Source organism: Streptomyces sp. DF42, from assembly GCF_058267695.1.
Window position 1 is genome coordinate 8,468,243 of the sequence record NZ_CM177859.1, and the last position, 13,584, is coordinate 8,481,826.

The window sequence follows — 13,584 nt, forward strand, 5'->3', positions numbered from 1 at the left end:
CGCTCTCGCGGAGGCGTGCTGCTGGCGCCTTTCCGGCGGCAGCACAATGCTGGAGTCGCGTTCGGACTCCGGTGCGGACTCGACGGCCGGTCTTGCAATCCCGTATCACCGTGTAGCTGCCGGCGATTTACCCACTTGCCGGCGCATGCGCGAGAGGTACCCATCTCAGCGGCGACGTGGGCGATGGGACGTGTCCGGCACCGCTTCACGTGCCGCCTACGGCCCTCGACGCTCAGGGGCGCATTCGCGTGGGGCACTCGTCGTCCTCTCGAAGTCGGGCGACGGCAGGCGCGACACCTGTCGTGCGCGCCTGCCGCATTGCGGCCTTTCAGTCCTGCGGTGCGACGCGGATACGGTTCCCGTCAGGATCGGCTGCGAGGAAGGTCAGCCCGAACCCCGCATCATGAGGCTCGCGCAGGATCGTGACCCCGTTGGACTTCCACTGCTCAAAGGTCGCGTTGAGCTCGTCGGGTCCACCGTCGATGGCCAGGCAGACCTCACCGGTGCGCGGGACGTCCGGTGACAGATGCTCGAACTGGCCAGACCACAGACCGAGGTCAGCGCCTGGCCCGAGGTCGAAGGTGATGTATCCCGAAGTCTCGAAAGAGGGGCTCATGCCGAGGAGGTCGCCGTAGAAACGAGCTGCGGCGGGAGCGTCGTTCACGTAGACGATGGACACGACGGATGTGGTCATGGTTGTTCCTTCTCACAGGTGGTCGGTACGCATCCACCAGCCTGAACGGGATATGCGCCGCATCGTGTCGCAATTCCTGAAAAAATTGGTGTGTGACCCCAGACCGCTTCTTCACCCTGATGCTGCTCCTCACCTCGAGGGATGCCGTGACCACACAGGAACTCGCCTCAGCGCTCGGGGTGTCCCTTCGAACCATCACCCGAGATCTGAACTGGCTCCGCGACGCCGGTCTGCCGGTGACCGCACACCGGGGCCGCCTCGGAGGCGTCACCATGCTGCCCGGATCCGGACTCGACCTCACGCGACTCACACCGGGCGAGCGTGACCATCTGTCGCTCACCGGGCTGGATGAGAAGCAACGCGCGGAGCTCGACGCATCGGTCGAAAGCCGGCGCGCGCTCTCCAAGATCGCCGCTGCACAGCCACGTCGACTTCATGAGCTCCTGCCGCTCACCGACGTGGTGCACGTGGACAGCCGTCCCTGGCGTCAGGCACGAACTTCCGGCACGACTCCGGCTTCGCTGATCGGCGCAGTGCGGCGAGGTCGCCGGCTACGGATCGAGTACGACAGCCAGCGCGAGTCAGGCCCACGCGACCTGGTCGTGGATCCCTACGGGCTGTTCGCCAAGGCCGGCATCTGGTACCTCGTCGCCGATTGCGCCCGAGTGCCACGGATGTACCGACTCGAACGGATCACGGCGTGGAAAGAAGTCACCCAGCCACGACGGATCCGCGAGAGCCAGACCCTGGCCACCGTCGCTGCGGCGCTCATTGCTCAGTGGGAAGACAACCACGCGATAGAGGTCAGCGCCACCATCGACCAGACCCAGATCGAGCGAGCGCAACGGATCTTTGGCCTACGACTCGTCCGGGACGACCATGAAGAATCCGCCACCGGCCGCAAGGTCACCATCCGCTTCCTGCATCTGGAGGACGTGCGAGCACTACTGCCGTTCGGGAGCGCCATCACTGTGCACGGCCCCACCGAAGCCAGGGCTCACCTTCGCGACCTCGCCACCCATCTTGCCCACCACTATGCGCCGTCACCAACGTCCTGACCCGCAAACAGTCAGGGCTCGGCCTCCGCGAGCTGTACCGTCCGCTCCGCCAGCTCGCTGATCCGTGCCCCGTCGAAGCCGAACACCGCGCTGCGGACGGTGTCCTCCAGCGGCTGGGTCCACTGCGCCGGGATCGCGTCCGCGCCGGTCAGTACGCCGGCCACCGAGCCCGCCGTCGCGCCGTTGGAGTCGGTGTCCAGGCCGCCGCGGACGGTGAGGGTGATGGTGCGGGTGAAGTCGCCGTCGCCGTACAGCAGCCCGGCGGTGAGGACCGCGGCGTTCGGGACGGTGTGGATCCAGCCGAGCCCCGCGGTCTCCTCGGCGACCGTGGTGAGCGTGTCCTCCCACGTCATCCGGGTGTCGTGGAGCGAGACGACCCGGCGTACGGTCCGGGCGAGCCGGCAGCCGGCCGGGATGACGGCCAGCGCCTGGTCCACCGCGTACCGCACCGTCGGCGCCGTGAAGGCGGCCGCGATCAGCGCCGCCGCCCACATCGCGCCGTACACGCCGTTGCCGGTATGGGACAGCACCGCGTCCCGCCGGGCCAGGGAGGCGGCGCGGCGCGGGAGCCCCGGGCAGGTCCAGCCGTAGATGTCGGCGCGGATCAGGGCGCCGATCCACTCCTGGTAGGGGTTGTCGTACGTGGCCGTCAGCGGCGGCTTGAGCCCGTTGGCGAGGTTGCGGTACGTGGCCCGCTCCGCGGTGAAGGTCTGCCGATACGGCAGCCGCAGCAGCCACAGGTCGCCGACCTGCTCGGTGCTGAAAGTGAAGCCGTGGGTCTCCAGGAGGTCCAGGCCGAGGATCGCGTAGTCGACGTCGTCGTCGCGGCAGCTGCCGTGGATACGGCCGCGCACGCACTGGCGCCATTCGGGGCGCAGCTCGAAGCCGTCGCTCTCGTCGGCGGGCTCGGGGAGGTAGTCGGTCAGGGGCAGGGCGGCGGCCTGCCGCAGGTAGCGGTCGATGCGGTCCCGCGTCCACAGGTCGCCCTGCTCGACCGGCTTGCCGAGCATGTTGCCCGCGATCCGGCCCAGCCAGCCCCCGAGGACGCGGTCGGCGAGCTCTGGCTCTGTGCCCACAGGGGTCATAGCTCCGGTCTACCCAATTCCGGCGTCGCCTGCGCGGGGTTCGGCAAGGGTGCACAGCAGGCGCCCGGCGGCGTCCCAGGCTCCGGTCGGTGCATGGCGGCGGGGGCGTCCTCCGGTTAAGGTCACAGCGGCGCGACTGGCCTTGACATGCGTGAGGCCCGGAGAGCAAGGGGAAACAGGTGACACAGCGCGTGCTCATCGCCGCGGACAAGTTCAAGGGGTCGCTGACGGCCGTGCAGGTCGCCGAGCGGGTGACGGCCGGGCTGCGCAACGTCGTACCGGATGCCCAGGTGGAGGCCCTGCCCGTGGCCGACGGCGGCGACGGAACGGTGGACGCGGCGGTCGCGGCCGGCTTCGAGCGGCGCGAGGTGCGGGTCGCGGGACCGCTCGGAGACGAGGTGACGGCGGCGTTCGCGCTGCGCGGCGGCACGGCGGTCGTGGAGATGGCGGAGGCGAGCGGCCTGCAGACGCTTCCGGCCGGCGTCTTCGCACCCCTCACGGCGTCCACGTACGGCTCAGGGGAACTGCTGCGGGCCGCGCTGGACGCGGGCGCGCGGACCATCGTCTTCGGGGTCGGCGGCAGTGCGACCACCGATGGCGGCGCCGGAATGCTGTCCGCGCTCGGCGCGCGGTTCCTGGACGCGGACGGGGAGCCGGTTCCCCCGGGCGGCGGCGGTCTGAGCGAGCTCGCCTCCGCCGACCTGTCGGGCCTGGACCCGCGCCTCGGCTCCGTCGAGCTGGTGCTGGCGAGCGACGTCGACAACCCGCTGACCGGTCCGAAGGGCGCGCCGGCCGTCTACGGTCCGCAGAAGGGCGCCTCCGCGGACGACGTGTCGGCCCTGGACGCGGCCCTCGCGCACTACGCGAAGGTCCTGGAGGAAGCGGTCGGCGCGAAGGCGGTGGAGAACGCCGCGTCGCCGGGCGCGGGCGCTGCGGGCGGCATCGGCTACGGCGCCCTCCTCCTCGGGGCCCGCTTCCGTCCCGGCATCGAGGTGATGCTCGAGGTGCTCGGCTTCGCGCCGGCACTGGAGTGGGCGGAACTGGTGATCACGGGCGAGGGCTCCCTGGACGAGCAGACCCTGCACGGCAAGGCCCCCGCGGGAGTCGCCGCTGCCGCGCGCGCCGCGGACAAGGAGGTCGTCGCGGTGTGTGGTCGGCTCGCGCTGCCGCCGGAGGCGTTGGGGCGGGCGGGAATCCGTCGGGCGTACCCGTTGACGTCGGTCGAGCCGGATGTGGCGACGTGCATCTCGGATGCGGGGCCGATCCTGGAGCGGGTGGCGGAACAGATCGCGCGGGACTTCCTGAGCTGAGGCCGGGCTTCTCTCGTCCTCGCCGCCCCTATCCGTCCCATCCCGGGGGCCGGCCCCCGGACCCCCGCTCCTCAAACGCCGGAGGGGCTGATATTCAGCTCAGCCACACCAGCCCCCGGAGGGCTGAATTCAGCTCAGCCACACCCAGCCCGTCCGGCGTTTGAGGACGAGGCCGCAGGGCCGAGGGGGGTCTGGGGCGCAGCCCCAGGGACGGTCGGCGAAACGCCGGGTGAGAGAAAAGCGAAGGGCCCCGAACCCAACCGGGTCCGGGGCCCAAGCCAACGCAGTGCTACGGCTGAGCCGCCCGCGCCTCACGACGGTTGTCGCGGAAGTTGTTCACCCGGCGAGCCGTGGCGAACAGGGGGATCACCGCGCCCGTGACCAGCTGCAGCGCGCAGCCCGTCTGAAGGAGCAGCTGCCCGCTGGGGGCGTCGAAGGCCCAGGCCGCCAGCAGGCCCATCGACACGACGATCCAGGACAGCATCGCCACCGCGAGGCGACCGCGCGGCTTCGGGTACTCGACCCGGCTCACCATCAGCCAGGCCGTGCCCAGAATCGCCAGCAGCGTCGCCACGAAGGGCAGCTCCAGCAGCACGATCGAGACGACCGTCAGCGCACCGAACGGCGAGGGCATGCCCTGGAACATGCCGTTCGGGACGGTCACGCACGAGAAGCGCGCCAGGCGCAGTACGACGGCCAGGAGCACCACGATTGCCCCGACCGCAGCCACTCTCTGGTGCGCGTCGTCCGCGACCATGCCGTACACGAGGACGAAGTACGCCGGCGCCAGGCCGAAGCTGATCAGGTCCGAGAGGTTGTCCAGTTCCGCGCCCATGGGGGAGGAACGGAGCTTGCGTGCCACCAGTCCGTCGAACAGGTCGAAGACCGCCGCACACAGCATCAGGATCACCGCGGTGGCCGCACTGTGGCGGGCCATGCCGGTCTCCTGGTCGCCCGTGAGGTGCGGGATCAGGATCCCGGTGGTGGTGAAGTACACCGCCATGAAGCCGCACGTCGCGTTGCCGAGGGTGAGGGTGTCCGCGATTGAGAGGCGGAGAGAGAGGGGCATCTCCTCCTCTTCGTCCACCTCGTCGGCCTCGGGCACCCAGCCCGCCTGGGTCTCAGGATCAATCACGGTCAATGCGAGTCACCCCAGCCACGGTCTTCTGACCGACCTCGACCGCGACCTCCACGCCCTCGGGCAGGTAGATGTCGACGCGCGAGCCGAAGCGGATCAGCCCGATGCGGTCACCCTGCTCCACCTTCGTGCCCTGCGGGATGTAGGGGACGATGCGGCGGGCCACGGCGCCGGCGATCTGGATCATCTCGATGTCGCCGAGTTCGGTGTCGAAATGCCAGACTACGCGCTCGTTGTTCTCGCTCTCCTTGTTGAAGGCCGGAACGAACCCGCCGGGAATGTGCTCGACCGACGTCACCGTCCCCGAGAGCGGCGCGCGGTTGACGTGGACGTTGAGCGGGCTCATGAAGATCGCGACGCGGGTGCGGCCGCCCTTCCACGGCATGATGCTCTGCACCACACCGTCGGCGGGCGAGATGACCCGGCCCTGGGCGATCTCGCGCTCGGGGTCGCGGAAGAACCACAGCATGCCCGCCGCGAGCGCGGTGGCGGGCACGGCCACGGCCTTGGCGGCGCCGGAGCGGCGCGCACGGGCCAGGCTGAGGGCTGCGGTGGCGACGGTCGGGAGAAGCCACGGCGATGCTCCGCGCGCAAGACGTACGCCTGCCAGGCTGTCGCGTGGTGCAGAGGTTTGGCTGTGGGGCATGGATGACCTTCGTAGCGGATGATGCCGCGCTGTAACGGGGGACGGCGGCTTTCCCGGGATGGTACCGGTCGCGGGCCACAACTGGGCAAGCCAGGAAGCCGAGTCGGAGACCGAGGATTGTTGACGGGGTGTGATCTCCTTCTCCAAGAAAACACCCCGTAACCGGACATCTAGCCCTGGAATCGATACTCTTCGAGCAGCCTGCGACCAATGATCATTTTCTGGATCTCGGCGGTGCCTTCACCGATCAGCAGCATCGGGGCCTCGCGGTAGAGGCGCTCGATCTCGTACTCCTTGGAGAAGCCGTAGCCGCCGTGGATCCGGAAGGCGTCCTCCACGACCTCCTTGCAGTACTCGGAGGCGAGGTACTTCGCCATACCGGCCTCAAGGTCGTTTCGTTCGCCTGAATCCTTTTTGCGTGCCGCGTTCACCATCATCGCATGGGCGGCCTCGACCTTGGTGGCCATCTCGGCCAGCTTGAACTGGATGGCCTGGTGCTGGGCGATCGGCTTGCCGAACGTGTGACGCTGCTGGGCGTACTGCACGCCGAGCTCGAAGGCACGCTGAGCGACTCCGCAGCCACGCGCCGCCACGTTGACGCGGCCGACCTCGACCCCGTCCATCATTTGGTAAAAACCTCGGCCGGTGACGCCGCCGAGCACGCGGTCGGCCGGAATGCGCAGGCCATCCATGATCAGCTCGGTGGTGTCGACACCCTTGTACCCCATCTTGTCGATCTTCCCGGGGATGGTGAGGCCGGGGCGGACCTCTCCGAAGCCGGGCTCCTTCTCGATCAGGAAGGTCGTCATCGACTTGTGGGGCTTGGCGGCTGCCTCTTCAGGAGAGTGTCCTTCGTCACTTCGGACCAGAACGGCCACCAGGGACGACGTGCCGCCGTTCGTCAGCCACATCTTCTGGCCGTTGAGGACGTACTCGTCGCCGTCCTTCACCGCCTTCGAGGTGATGGCCGACACGTCCGAGCCGAGGCCCGGCTCCGACATGGAGAAGGCGCCGCGGATGTCGCCGGCCGCCATACGCGGCAGGAAGTGGTCCTTCTGCTCCTGCGTGCCGTGCTGCTTGAGCATGTACGCCACGATGAAGTGGGTGTTGATGATGCCGGACACCGACATCCAGCCGCGGGCGATCTCCTCGACGCAGAGGGCGTAGGTGAGGAGCGACTCGCCCAGGCCCCCGTACTCCTCCGGGATCATGAGACCGAACAGGCCCAACTCCTTGAGGCCGTCGACGATCTGCTGCGGGTACTCGTCGCGGTGCTCCAGCCCGGTGGCGACCGGGATGATCTCCTTGTCCACGAAGTCGCGGACGGTGGAGAGGATCTCCTGCTGGATGTCGGTCAGACCGGCGGTCTGGGCGAGACGGGCCATGGCTTACTTCTCCTGCGACTTGAGCTCGGGGCGGCCGGGCTGCTCGCCGCCGCGCTCCTTGATGTACGTCTCGGTCGGCACCATCACCTTGCGGCGGAACACGCAGACCAGCGTGCCGTCCTGCTTGTAGCCCTTGGTCTCGACGTGGACGATGCCGCGGTCGTTCTTCGACTTCGACGGCCACTTGTCGAGCACGGTCGTCTGGCCGTAGATCGTGTCGCCGTGGAAGGTTGGCGCCACGTGCTTGAGCGACTCGATCTCCAGGTTCGCGATCGCCTTGCCGGAGACGTCCGGGACGGACATGCCGAGCAGCAGGGAGTAGATGTAGTTCCCGACGACGACGTTCTTGCCGAAGTCCGTCGTCTTCTCCGCATAGTTGGTGTCCATGTGGAGCGGGTGGTGGTTCATGGTGAGGAGACAGAACAGGTGGTCGTCGTACTCCGTGACCGTCTTGCCGGGCCAGTGCTTGTACGTCGCCCCGACCTCGAACTCCTCATAGGTGCGTCCGAACTGCATCGCGCTCAGGGCTCCTCAGTTGTCGGGGGTCTCGAACTTGCTGGTGCGCTGCATACCGGCGGCGCGTCCCTTGCCGGAGATGACCAGGGCCATCTTGCGGCTGGCCTCGTCGATCATCTCGTCGCCGAGCATCGCGGAGCCCTTCTTGCCACCCGCCTCGGACGTGTAGTAGTCGTACGCGTCCAGGATCAGCTCGGCGTGGTCGTAGTCCTCCTGCGAGGGCGAGAAGATCTCGTTGGACGCCTCGACCTGGCCCGGGTGCAGCACCCACTTGCCGTCGAAACCGAGAGCCGCGGCACGGCCGGCGACCTCACGGTAGCCGTCGATGTTGCGGATCTGGAGGTAGGGGCCGTCGATGGCCTGGAGGTTGTTGGCGCGCGCGGCCATCAGGATCTTCATCAGGATGTAGTGGTAGGCGTCCGCCGGGTAGCCGGGCGGCTGCTCGCCCACGACCAGCGACTTCATGTTGATCGACGCCATGAAGTCGGCCGGGCCGAAGATGATCGTCTCGACGCGCGGGGAGGCCGTCGCGATCTCATTGACGTTGTTGAGGCCCTGGGCGTTCTCGATCTGCGCCTCGATGCCGATCTTGCCGACCTCGAAGCCCATGGTCTTCTCGATCTGGGTCAGCAGGAGGTCGAGGGCGACGACCTGCTGGGCGGTCTGCACCTTCGGCAGCATGATGCAGTCGAGGTTCTGGCCGGCCCCCTCGACGACCGTGACGACATCGCGGTACGTCCACTCGGTCGTCCAGTCGTTGACGCGCACGACCCGCGTCTTGCCCGTCCAGTCACCCTCGTTGAGGAACGTGACGATGGTGTGCCGCGCCTCGGGCTTGGCGAGCGGCGCGCACGCGTCCTCGAGGTCGAGGAAGACCTGGTCGGCGGGGAGTCCCTGTGCCTTCTCCAGGAAGCGGGGGTTGCTCCCGGGGACCGCGAGGCAGGAGCGTCGCGGACGAAGCCGGTTCACGGGGGCGGGCGTGGTCATGCGGGGACCTCCAGGGGGTCGAGCTTGTTCGCTTTCCGGATCTCGTCGACGATGCGGCCGATGATTCCGGTGATGTCGAAGTCCTTCGGGGTGAAGACCGCGGCCACTCCGGCGGCCCGAAGCTGTTCGGCGTCACCATTCGGGATGATGCCACCGGCGATCACCGGTATATCTGTGGCACCGGCCACACGAAGCCGTTCCAGCACGTCAGGGACCAGCTGGGCGTGCGATCCGGAGAGGATCGACAGGCCGACCGCGTGCACGTCCTCCGCGAGGGCGGCGTCCACGATCTGCTCGGGGGTCAGGCGGATGCCCTGGTAGACCACCTCGAAGCCGGCGTCACGGGCCCGTACGGCGATCTGCTCGGCGCCATTGGAGTGGCCGTCCAGGCCCGGCTTGCCCACCAGGAAGCGGAGATTGCCGACACCGAGGTCCTTGGCGGTCAGGTCGACCTTGCGGCGGACCTCGGACATGGCCGAGCCCTCCTCGGCGGGGACCGCCACCGGCGCGGACGAGACACCCGTCGGCGCGCGGAACTCACCGAACACCTCGCGCAGGGCCCCGGCCCACTCACCGGTCGTGGCACCCGCACGGGCGCATTCCAGGGTGGCCTCCATGAGGTTGCCGGTGCCCTTGGCCGCTTCCTTCAGCTTCTCCAGTGCCTTGCACGGGCGCGGGTGGTTGAAGGGCGGCTGGTAGCGGGTCTCCCGCCAGTTCTGCAGCGAGCCGATGACACGGGCCTCGACAGCTGGATCAACTGTCTGGATGGCTGTATCGAGATCGGCGGTCAATGGATTGGGCTCGGTCGTCTCGAAGATGTTGACGCCCACGATCTTCTCTTGACCGGACTCAATACGAGCCCGCCGCTCGGCGTGCGAGGAGACGAGCTGCGACTTGAGGTACCCGGACTCGACGGCGGCCATCGCGCCGCCCATCCCCTGGATCCGGTCGATCTCGGCGAGGGACTCCTCGACCAGCTTCGCGACCTTCGCCTCGACGACGTGCGAGCCCTCGAAGATGTCCGCGTACTCCAGCAGGTCGCTCTCGTACGCCAAGACCTGTTGCATGCGCAGTGACCACTGCTGGTCCCAGGGGCGGGGCAGACCCAGCGCCTCGTTCCAGGCGGGCAGCTGCACGGCACGCGCGCGTGCGTCCTTCGACAGGGTCACGGCCAGCATCTCCAGCACGATCCGCTGGATGTTGTTCTCCGGCTGCGCCTCGGTCAGTCCGAGGGAGTTGACCTGGACGCCGTACCGGAAACGGCGCTGCTTGGCGTTCTCGATGCCGTACCGCTCGCGGGTGACCTTGTCCCAGATACGGCCGAAGGCGCGCATCTTGCACATCTCCTCGACGAACCGGACGCCGGCGTTCACGAAGAAGGAGATGCGCGCGACGACGTCACCGAACTTCTCGGCGGGCACCTGGCCGGAGTCCCGGACGGCGTCCAGGACCGCGATCGCCGTCGACATCGCGTACGCGATCTCCTGGACCGGTGTGGCGCCCGCCTCCTGCAGGTGGTAGCTGCAGATGTTGATCGGGTTCCACTTCGGGATGTGGGAGACCGTGTACGCGATCATGTCCGTCGTCAGACGGAGGGAAGGACCCGGCGGGAAGACGTGCGTCCCCCGCGACAGGTACTCCTTGACGATGTCGTTCTGGGTCGTGCCCTGGAGCTTGGTGATGTCCGCACCCTGCTCCTCGGCGACGACCTGGTAGAGCGCCAGCAGCCACATGGCGGTGGCGTTGATCGTCATCGAGGTGTTCATCTGCTCCAGGGGGATGTCCTGGAACAGCCTGCGCATGTCACCGAGGTGCGCGATCGGCACGCCGACCCGGCCGACCTCGCCGCGGGCGAGGATGTGGTCGGAGTCGTATCCGGTCTGCGTCGGCAGGTCGAACGCGACCGACAGGCCGGTCTGTCCCTTGGCGAGGTTGCGCCGGTACAGCTCGTTGGACGCCTCGGCCGTGGAGTGACCTGCGTACGTGCGCATGAGCCACGGCCGGTCCTTCTCCCTTGCCCCGTCGGCGTTCTGACGCTCAGTCATCTATGACCCCGGGTGTCTCAGATGTTGCGGAAGCGGTTGATGGCGTCGAGGTGCTTGGCGCGCATCTCCTCGTCGCGCACGCCGAGACCCTCCTCGGGAGCGAGGCACAGCACGCCGACCTTGCCCTGGTGGAGGTTGCGGTGCACGTCGTACGCGGCCTGCCCGGTCTCCTCCAGGGAGTAGACCTTCGACAGCGTCGGGTGGATCTTGCCCTTCGCGATGAGCCGGTTGGCCTCCCAGGCCTCGCGGTAGTTGGCGAAGTGCGAGCCGATGATCCGCTTCAGGGACATCCACAGGTAGCGGTTGTCGTACTCGTGGTTGAAGCCCGACGTCGAGGCGCAGGTGACGATCGTGCCGCCCTTGCGGGTGACGTAGACCGAGGCGCCGAACGTCTCGCGGCCGGGGTGCTCGAAGACGATGTCGACGTCCTCGCCGCCGGTCAGCTCGCGGATGCGCTTGCCGAAGCGCTTCCACTCCCGAGGGTCCTGCTCGTGCTCGTTCTTCCAGAACTTGTAGCCCTCGGCGTTGCGGTCGATGACCGCCTCGGCGCCCATCGCCCGGCAGATGTCCGCCTTCTCCGGGCTGGAGACGACACAGATCGGCGTGGCGCCGCCGGCCAGCGCGAACTGCGTCGCGTACGAGCCGAGTCCGCCGCTCGCGCCCCAGATCAGGACGTTGTCGCCCTGCTTCATGCCGGCGCCGTTGCGGGAGACCAGCTGGCGGTAGGCGGTGGAGTTGACGAGCCCGGGGGCCGCCGCCTCCTCCCACGAGAGGTGGTCCGGCTTCGGCATCAGCTGGTTGGACTTGACGAGCGCGACCTCGGCGAGGCCGCCGAAGTTGGTCTCGAAGCCCCAGATGCGCTGCTCGGGGTCGAGCATCGTGTCGTTGTGCCCGTCCGAGCTCTCCAGCTCCACGCTCAGGCAGTGCGCGACGACCTCGTCACCGGGGTGCCAGGCGTTCACACCCGGTCCGGTGCGCAGGACGACGCCCGCGAGGTCGGAGCCGATGATGTGGTACGGCAGGTCGTGGCGCTTGGTCAGCTCGGAGAGCTTGCCGTAGCGCTCCAGGAACCCGAAGGTCGACAGCGGCTCGAAGATCGAGGTCCAGACCGAGTTGTAGTTGACCGAGGAGGCCATCACGGCCACCAGGGCCTCGCCCGGGCCGAGCTCGGGCAGCGCCACCTCGTCGAGGTGGATCGACTTGCGCGGGTCCTTGTCGCGGGTCTCCAGACCCGCGAACATCTCCGTCTCGTCCTTGTGCACGGTGATCGCACGGTACGACTCGGGGAGCGGCAGAGCGGCGAAGTCGGCCGGCGTCGAGTCCGGCGACTGGATCGCGTCCAGGATGTCCTTCACGGTCACGGTGTTGCCTCCGGCGAATGGCGTCTTGAGGGGAGACGCTGAGGGTTACGTCGGTGCTGCTGAGGGTTTTGGGAGGTGCCGTCGGTTCGGCTGTGATGCTGTTCGGCGGCGCTTTGTGGCGCGGGAGGTTGCCTGTGACGCAGGCGTCCGGGCGCGCAGGCCGTGAGCTTGCGGGGACAGCCGGCGTACGAAAGGTCGCTGCACGCCGGCCGCCCGGACTCCTTCAACGTATGACACCGCGTGTCACCCTGCAAGGCACTGAGTGCCAGAGATTGCTCTCAGGTGAAATCTTTACGTAACAAATGAGCGATGATCGATCGAACGGGGCGTGAAAGTTGCCTGAAAAGGGGCTCCGACATGCCAAAACGGCCACCCCGAAGGGTGGCCGCCGTCACAGCTCGACGGAACGCCTCAGCGGACCTTGAGCGCCTCCTCGATGGTCCGCATGACCTCGTCCAGCGGGGCGTCGGTACGGGCGACGGTGACCAGTACCTCGCCGTGGGCGGACACCGTCGCGGGCGCGGCCGCCGTCTTCGGCGCCGTCGAACGGCCGGCCCCGATACCCGTCCCGAACGTCTTGCGCACGATGGCGAAGGCATGGTCCAGCTGCGCCTCCACGTCCCCCTGCCCGCCGGCCCGCAGCCAGCGCCGCAGGACGTGGTTGTGGGCCGTGACGACGGCGGACGCGGCGACCTCCGCCAGCAGCGGGTCGTCGTTGGCGTCGTCGTCGTGCGCGTGCTCGTCGAAGTGGCCGAGCAGGTAGCGGGTGAAGAGCCGCTCGTAGCGGGCCACCGACGCGATCTCCGCCTCGCGCAGGGTGGGCACCTCACGGGTCAGCTTGTAGCGGGCGACCGAGATCTCCGGCCGGGCCGCGTACATCCGCATGACTTCCTTGATGCCGCGGCACACCGTGTCGAGCGGGTGCTCGTGCGGGGGGGCCGCGTTGAGCACGGCCTCCGCACGGATCAAGGTGTCGTCGTGGTCGGGGAAGATCGCCTCTTCCTTGGAGCGGAAGTGGCGGAAGAAGGTGCGGCGCGCGACCCCGGCCGCGGCCGCGATCTCGTCGACGGTGGTCGCCTCGTACCCCTTGGTCGCGAACAGCTCCATCGCCGCGGCCGCCAGCTCGCGGCGCATCTTGAGCCGCTGGGCGGCCGCGCGACTGCCTGCGGCACTTTCCGGCGCGTCGGGCGTAGCTGGTGTACGTGAGGACTTGGCGGGCTGGGACATGACCCGAACGTACTGCATGTGCGCAGCTTGTTGCGCCTGTACCGGGGTTCCCCCGCCCTGTGCGGGCGGGGGAACGCCGAGTCCTTGGACCGGGGGATGACTGCCCGGATCGAGCAGCCCGCCCCAGTCCGT

12 protein-coding genes and 1 pseudogene are annotated in these 13,584 nt (G+C 68.3%); 2 read left to right on the top strand and 11 right to left on the bottom strand.

Translation table 11 applies throughout. The features are described 5' to 3' along the window. Positions 1-47: 47 nt before the first annotated feature. Together ACYUED_RS38925 and ACYUED_RS38930 are read right to left on the bottom strand one after the other, a co-directional pair. Positions 48-257: pseudogene (locus tag ACYUED_RS38925) on the bottom strand (helix-turn-helix domain-containing protein); the annotation flags it as partial. A 71-nt stretch (positions 258-328) separates the two neighbouring features. Then, positions 329-694, bottom strand: a complete 366-nt coding sequence (locus ACYUED_RS38930) for a VOC family protein (protein WP_491289122.1) — start codon at positions 692-694, stop codon at positions 329-331. A 92-nt stretch (positions 695-786) separates the two neighbouring features. On the opposite strand from ACYUED_RS38930, the gene ACYUED_RS38935 reads away from it, so the two are divergent. Further along, positions 787-1,752, top strand: a complete 966-nt coding sequence (locus ACYUED_RS38935; RefSeq protein WP_491289123.1) for a helix-turn-helix transcriptional regulator — start codon at positions 787-789, stop codon at positions 1,750-1,752. Positions 1,753-1,763: 11 nt separating this feature from the next. Here ACYUED_RS38935 and ACYUED_RS38940 read toward each other — a convergent pair whose 3' ends face one another. After that, positions 1,764-2,837, bottom strand: a complete 1,074-nt coding sequence (locus tag ACYUED_RS38940) for an ADP-ribosylglycohydrolase family protein (RefSeq protein WP_491289124.1) — start codon at positions 2,835-2,837, stop codon at positions 1,764-1,766. Between the two features lie 191 nt (positions 2,838-3,028). Here ACYUED_RS38940 and ACYUED_RS38945 point away from each other — a divergent pair, with 191 nt between their 5' ends. After that, complete coding sequence (locus ACYUED_RS38945) at positions 3,029-4,147, top strand: glycerate kinase (RefSeq protein ID WP_491294629.1); 1,119 nt, start codon at positions 3,029-3,031, stop codon at positions 4,145-4,147. Between the two features lie 289 nt (positions 4,148-4,436). Here ACYUED_RS38945 and pssA read toward each other — a convergent pair whose 3' ends face one another. The 8 genes from pssA to ACYUED_RS38985 form a co-directional block, all read right to left on the bottom strand. Beyond that, positions 4,437-5,252: a CDP-diacylglycerol--serine O-phosphatidyltransferase gene (pssA, locus tag ACYUED_RS38950; protein ID WP_266525837.1), complete on the bottom strand. Its 816-nt coding sequence runs from the start codon at positions 5,250-5,252 to the stop codon at positions 4,437-4,439. Between the two features lie 22 nt (positions 5,253-5,274). Then, positions 5,275-5,931, bottom strand: a complete 657-nt coding sequence (locus ACYUED_RS38955) for a phosphatidylserine decarboxylase (protein ID WP_491294631.1) — start codon at positions 5,929-5,931, stop codon at positions 5,275-5,277. 170 nt (positions 5,932-6,101) lie between these two features. Then, positions 6,102-7,316: an acyl-CoA dehydrogenase family protein gene (locus ACYUED_RS38960; protein ID WP_491289125.1), complete on the bottom strand. Its 1,215-nt coding sequence runs from the start codon at positions 7,314-7,316 to the stop codon at positions 6,102-6,104. A gap of 3 nt (positions 7,317-7,319) precedes the next feature. Next, a complete protein-coding gene (locus tag ACYUED_RS38965; protein ID WP_491289126.1) occupies positions 7,320-7,832 on the bottom strand; it encodes a MaoC family dehydratase in 513 nt (170 codons plus the stop codon). Positions 7,833-7,847: 15 nt separating this feature from the next. After that, positions 7,848-8,819, bottom strand: coding sequence for an HpcH/HpaI aldolase/citrate lyase family protein (locus ACYUED_RS38970; RefSeq protein WP_491289127.1), 972 nt, complete (start codon positions 8,817-8,819; stop codon positions 7,848-7,850). Next, positions 8,816-10,864 carry a protein meaA gene (locus ACYUED_RS38975; protein ID WP_491289128.1) on the bottom strand — a complete coding sequence of 683 codons (2,049 nt, stop codon included), beginning with the start codon at positions 10,862-10,864 and terminating at the stop codon, positions 8,816-8,818. Before ACYUED_RS38975 ends, ACYUED_RS38970 begins: the two co-directional genes overlap by 4 nt. 17 nt (positions 10,865-10,881) lie before the next feature. Then, positions 10,882-12,219, bottom strand: coding sequence for a crotonyl-CoA carboxylase/reductase (gene ccrA, locus ACYUED_RS38980; protein WP_266525841.1), 1,338 nt, complete (start codon positions 12,217-12,219; stop codon positions 10,882-10,884). Positions 12,220-12,636: 417 nt separating this feature from the next. Beyond that, on the bottom strand, positions 12,637-13,452 hold the full coding sequence (locus tag ACYUED_RS38985; protein WP_491289129.1) for a TetR family transcriptional regulator: 816 nt from the start codon (positions 13,450-13,452) through the stop codon (positions 12,637-12,639). Positions 13,453-13,584: the final 132 nt, after the last annotated feature.